The 5,590-nt window shown below is 30.8% G+C and carries 6 protein-coding genes; all 6 read right to left on the reverse strand.

Annotated features, from left to right (window positions below; genetic code table 11):
- Positions 1-330 precede the first annotated feature (330 nt).
- Positions 331-1,572, reverse strand: a complete 1,242-nt coding sequence (locus ACH2BG_RS12415; RefSeq protein ID WP_395048009.1) for an MDR family MFS transporter — start codon at positions 1,570-1,572, stop codon at positions 331-333.
- Positions 1,573-1,647: 75 nt separating this feature from the next.
- Entirely contained in the window at positions 1,648-2,730 is a 1,083-nt protein-coding gene (locus ACH2BG_RS12420; RefSeq protein ID WP_395048010.1) for an exopolyphosphatase, read from the reverse strand.
- Positions 2,731-2,886: 156 nt separating this feature from the next.
- A complete protein-coding gene (gene frr, locus ACH2BG_RS12425) occupies positions 2,887-3,450 on the reverse strand; it encodes a ribosome recycling factor (RefSeq protein ID WP_395048011.1) in 564 nt (187 codons plus the stop codon).
- A 116-nt stretch (positions 3,451-3,566) separates the two neighbouring features.
- The gene (pyrH, locus tag ACH2BG_RS12430) at positions 3,567-4,274 is read right to left on the reverse strand and encodes a UMP kinase (RefSeq protein WP_395048012.1); all 708 of its coding nucleotides are present in this window, start codon (positions 4,272-4,274) and stop codon (positions 3,567-3,569) included.
- 76 nt (positions 4,275-4,350) lie between these two features.
- A complete protein-coding gene (locus ACH2BG_RS12435; RefSeq protein WP_395048013.1) occupies positions 4,351-4,998 on the reverse strand; it encodes a queuosine precursor transporter in 648 nt (215 codons plus the stop codon).
- Between the two features lie 148 nt (positions 4,999-5,146).
- Positions 5,147-5,590: translation elongation factor Ts (tsf, locus tag ACH2BG_RS12440; RefSeq protein ID WP_395048014.1), on the reverse strand; the 444-nt coding region annotated here is incomplete at its 5' end.

The following is a 5,590-nucleotide window of genomic DNA, read 5'->3' on the forward strand; positions in this document are numbered from 1 at the left end:
AAATCGAGTATGAGTTGTTTTACTTTGCCTTGTTCTGCAACTAATTTGCTAGACAACGATTTGTTTGAAGTAATTATTTGAGTTAAAAACAATTGAGACTTTTCTAAATCTTCTAGCACATTTGCTTTTTCTTCTCTAAGAGAAATAATTTCTTTTTTTGATTTACTAGACATTTTATAAATATAAAAAAGGCTAGCAAGCATTGTAAAAGCTAACAGGATAATTATAATTTTAAAACTTTTGTTGTTTTGTTTTTTCTTAACTTTTTTTGACATTATTTTAAACTGTTTTTATTTATAAAGCAATATTTTAATTGCTAATTAAAGCGTATTATTTAAGTTCTTTAGTGGCCGTTTCAAATCTAATGTTTTTATCTAATTTATAATAGAGCATAATTCCTACGAGTCCTATAACCCCCATTAATAACCAATTTGAAAAATAATTAAAATTTTCGATAACGCTAAGTCCAATTTTTGGACTTAATATTTGTGCTGCACTAAAACTCATAGCATAAAAAGCCATATACTTCCCTTCTTTTCCGTGAACAGCTCTTGTAAATGCAAAACTATTAGAAAATGAAAAAAGTAATATTTGCCCTAAGGTTATTAGAAAAATACTAATAATTAATACAAATACTGATTTTGAAAACAACAAAAAGAAGAATCCAGAAGTCATAAATACAGAACCTAGTAATATTATCTTAGTTGCTTCGAAACTTTTCTTTTCTAAGAAACCTATTAAGGGCATCTCGAAAAGAAATATCAACAACCCATTCAGCGCTAAGAGCATTCCTATTTCTAACTCATCAAGTTTTAATTTGTCTGAGTTATATTGTGGTATTGTTGTGAATAATTGAAAAAACAAAAAGGCAGTTAGAAAACTAGCGAATAAGAAAATGACATAATTAGTATCAAACTTCAAATCTTTGTTTACTTCTTCATTCTTTTTTCTATCTCTATGAATTTTTCTTCTGGCTTTGTATATTTTGCTTTCATCTATAAGCAACATGAATACTGATATTGCTATAATACACGTTATTCCATCTATCCAGAAAAGCATGTCGTAATTGTCTTTTTGTATTACTAATCCTGCTATAATTGGACCTGATACAATGCCTAAATTTACGGCTAGCCTAACTAATGTTAATGCTCTAGTTCTGTTATTTTTGTTGGTAAAATTAGATACCGCTACATACATTGCGGGTTTATATATATCGGCAAAGGCAGTTACTATAAATAAACCAATGCATATTTCTACAAAATTATACAAAAACATTAAGGAAATAATACCAAAACCTGTCAGGAAAAGACTACTCATCATAACAGTGTAAAACCCTAATCGATCTGTGAGCTTTCCTCCTATCCAGTTACCAAATAATGCACCAACTCCTATACAAACAAACATCCAGCCTATTTGAGTTAGGCTAAAAAAGAGATTGTCGTGCAAATATTTAGTAAGAAATAACATAACCATCGCTCCTGCCCGATTGATATAGGTTATTAACGTTAAAACCCAGACTTCTCTTGAAAATCCTCTAAAATTATCAAAGTAGGCATTTAAATAATTTTTCATTTTAATTGTTTTTTTAATCAATATGATATTATTGGGGTATATCAATATTGATGATTTTATTTTTTATAAAATGAACTAGTATATCTTTTTAATTTTTTTGGATCTATCAGCAATATAAGACACTAACCATGCTATTTGACCTTCTTTAGCGAAGTATAATTTTTTATCATTTATCCCTGGAATTGCTTCAAGACAAACTAGAAGAATATTACTACCTGAAATTAAATATTTTTGTGAATAGGTTTTTAGTACACGATCTACATCTTTGTCTGTTTTAGCTAATTCCTCGAATTTTTTGAAGTTATTTTTTAAAACTGCATCATAATTAAGGACATCTTCTAAATTAAACTGATTAAAAGTTTCCTTTGCAGCACCATTATAAAGTGTATAAAAAGCCCATACAGCACCACCAGACATAAATACTTTTTCTTTTTCTAACGCAACTGGACTTGTACCATACATGGCATTTATTTGATCCCTTAATGTAGGAAGAAACCCGAATGATTTCTCATTGTATTCTGAGATATCGTCTTTTCTTGTTTTTTTTATTACAGCTTCTGTTAGCGTTATGGTTCCGTAACTAACACTTAATGGAAAAAACACAAAAGCATCATTATTTCTTACATCTATGTAGCCACCTTTAGTGTTTCCGCCACCTATATCTAAAATCATAGAATCTTTATAATCAGAAGGCGGAACGCAACCTTTTAGCAACATTTTTCCTTCCGTTTGAGCATCAATAAAATCTAGATTTTTGTTTGTTGATAGTTTTACTTTATCAATTAACTCCTGTGTGTTTTTTGCCATGGCAACACCAGAAGATCCAACTAAAAAAATGTTATCCTCAGATACTTTAAACTCGTTTTTTATTTTTATATAATTAGAGTAAACTACCGCAGCAGCTTTATCTATATCTTCTTTGGCTAAATTACCATCGATAGCGATTCCTTTTGCAATACCAACATTTTCAGACCAATAAGATTTAATGACAAAGTCACCTCTTTTAATGTTTTTAACATCCAAAACAGACATTTTTATTCCTTTACTACCAATTTCAATTCCTGCAAATAGGTTTTCCGTTATTTCTTGTGAGAATAATGAATTTTGAAAAAAACATAATAAAACAAAGGAGCTAAGAAGTATTTTTCTAATGTTCATCGTAGGTAAATTTTTAAATTATAAAATAGATTTTACTTTTTTGGGATAGTAAAAATATCAAAAATAATAATATAAATGTGTTAAAAAATTTTAAATATGAAAAAATCCGTTAAGTTTTATAAACTTAACGGATTTTTAGGCTTTTTTTAACAAAAATTAAACCTTCATTATTTCGGCTTCTTTAACCACTAACAATTCATCTATTTTTCTGATAAAGGCATCAGTAAGTTTCTGAACACTTTCTTCTGCACCTTTGCAAATATCTTCAGATGTTCCTTCTTTTTCTAATTTTTTAATATCCGAATTAGAATCTTTACGAACGTTACGAACACCTATTTTAGCATCTTCGGCTTCGGTTTTCGCTTGTTTGGCAAGATCACGTCTTCTTTCTTCAGTAAGTGGGGGAACGCTAATTATGATTACATCACCGTTATTCATTGGGTTAAAACCAATATTGGCTATCATAATTGCCTTTTCAATTACTTGTAACATGTTTTTTTCGAAAGGCTGCAATGTGATTGTTCTAGCATCTGGCACACTAATTTTTGCCACTTGCGAAAGTGGTGTTGCCGAGCCATAATAATCTACAAAAACACTTCCTAGCATTGCTGGCGAAGCTTTTCCTGCACGAATATTTAAAAATTCTTTTTCTAAATGAGCAATAGAACCTTCCATAGATTCTTTAGTACTATCGAGAATAAAATCAATTTCTTCAGTCATTTTATTTTAGATTGTTAGACTACTTAGATTCTTAGATTTTTCAGATTTTTCAGATTTCTTGAACTATTATACATTTTGTGGTATTCTAAGAAGTCTAAAAATCTAAGTTGTCTGAATTATATATTTACTACTGTTCCTATGTTGTCTCCTTTGCAAATTTTAAGTAAATTCCCCTCTTTGTTCATATCAAAAACAATGATAGGCAATTTATTTTCTTGACTTAAGGTAAAAGCTGTTGTATCCATTACATTTAATCCTTTTTTGAGCACATCTTCAAACGAAATGTAATCAAATTTTACGGCATCTTTATTTTTTTCTGGATCTTCAGAATAAATACCATCTACACGAGTTCCTTTCAGAATAACGTCAGCATTTACTTCAACCCCTCTTAAAACAGCTGCTGTATCGGTTGTAAAATATGGATTTCCTGTTCCTGCACCAAAAATTACAATTCTATTTTTTTCTAAATGTCTTACTGCTCTTCTTTTGATGTAAGGTTCGGCAATAGCTTCAATTTTTAAAGCAGTTTGCAAACGAGTAAGCATTCCTTTTTCTTCGAGCGCACCTTGCAGTGCCATTCCGTTTATAACTGTAGCAAGCATACCCATATAATCTCCCTGAACTCTGTCCATACCATTACTTGCTCCTGCAATACCTCTAAAAATATTTCCTCCTCCAATAACTATGGCGATTTGAACACCTAAATCATGAATTTGTTTTATTTCATCAGCATATTCTGCTAAACGTTTTGGATCTATTCCGTATTGACGGTCGCCCATTAGTGCTTCGCCGCTTAACTTTAGAAGAATTCTTTTGTATTTCATTGCAATTTTGTGGTTGTTTTGTCCTGCAAATATAAAGATATTCTTCCGTTTTATAAAATTGGTTTTTTATTATTTATTAATCGTCCGAAATATGCTTTTTTATTATATCATGTCCTAAATAAATAAGCGGAGTTAAGGCAATTGCAATAATCAGTTTGAACGTATATCCGGTGAGTGCCGAAGTGATGAATGTTTCAAAATTCATTTTTCCAGGCAACCAAAACGCTATTCCTAGAACAATAAACGAATCGAATAATTGTGAAATCACGGTGGAACCTGTTGTTCTGAGCCATATTTTTTTGTCGCCTGTTTTACTTTTGAAATACCAAAAAACAGTTACATCGATGAGTTGAGAAACTAGAAAGGCTATAATACTCCCAACGATTATCCACATACTTTGCCCAAAAACAGCTTGAAACTGATTGTCATTTACAGGACTAATTTCTTTGGCTGATGGAATTGCGATTGCAAATAACAACACAATAAAGGCATAAGCAATTAAACAAGCGGTTATAAAGGATAGTTTTCGGACGCCTTTTTCTCCGAAATATTCGTTTATTAAATCGGTGGTGATAAATACGATTGGCCAAGGTAATATTCCGATACTCATTACGAATGGTCCTATTTGTATTAATTTTCCGCCTATAAGTTCTGCAACAACAGCATTGGTAATAAATATTCCTGCTAGAATTACAAAAATAAGTTCTCTTTTGGTTTTGAACATAAATTAATGTTTTACCAAAGTTAAGAATTTTAGTTTGAGATTTTAGTTTGAGATTTTAGTTTTAATACATTCAACAAAAGTTAATTAATGCAAAAATCCCATTTCAAATGAATGAAATGGGATTTTGTATTGAAGTTTTAGAATAAGATTATCCTAAAGCTGCTCTTTTGAAACCTGTTACAACTAAGTTAGTATCGATAGATTTAACATAATTAGCAACGCTCATAGAGCTATCTTTGATATAATCTTGGTTTACTAGTGTATTGTCTTTAAAGAAACGTCCTAATTTACCTTTTGCAATATTTTCGATCATTGCTTCTGGTTTTCCTTCTTGACGAAGCATATCTTTAGCAATTTCTATTTCTTTAGCAATTGTATCTGCATCAACACCCGCTTCATTTAGAGCGATTGGGTTCATGGCAGCAGCTTGCATCGCTACGTTTCTTGCAGCCTCTTCGATACCGTCTGCTTTTGCAGAGAATGCCGTTAAAGTAGCAATTTTGTTTCCTGAGTGAATGTAAGACCCAACGAAAGCACCTTCTAATTTTTCGAAAGTTCTAATTTCTAATTTTTCTCCGATAACTCCTGTTTG

It is taken from the genome of Flavobacterium sp. (assembly GCF_043779715.1).
Lineage (GTDB): Bacteria > Bacteroidota > Bacteroidia > Flavobacteriales > Flavobacteriaceae > Flavobacterium.

Excerpts from the sequence above, each read along its gene's own strand:
- ACH2BG_RS12415 (WP_395048009.1), bottom strand. The coding sequence starts at position 1,572 with ATGAAAAATTATTTAAATGCCTACTTTGATAATTTTAGAGGATTTTCA.
- ACH2BG_RS12420 (WP_395048010.1), bottom strand. The coding sequence starts at position 2,730 with ATGAACATTAGAAAAATACTTCTTAGCTCCTTTGTTTTATTATGTTTT.
- frr (WP_395048011.1), bottom strand. The coding sequence starts at position 3,450 with ATGACTGAAGAAATTGATTTTATTCTCGATAGTACTAAAGAATCTATG.
- pyrH (WP_395048012.1), bottom strand. The coding sequence starts at position 4,274 with ATGAAATACAAAAGAATTCTTCTAAAGTTAAGCGGCGAAGCACTAATG.
- ACH2BG_RS12435 (WP_395048013.1), bottom strand. The coding sequence starts at position 4,998 with ATGTTCAAAACCAAAAGAGAACTTATTTTTGTAATTCTAGCAGGAATA.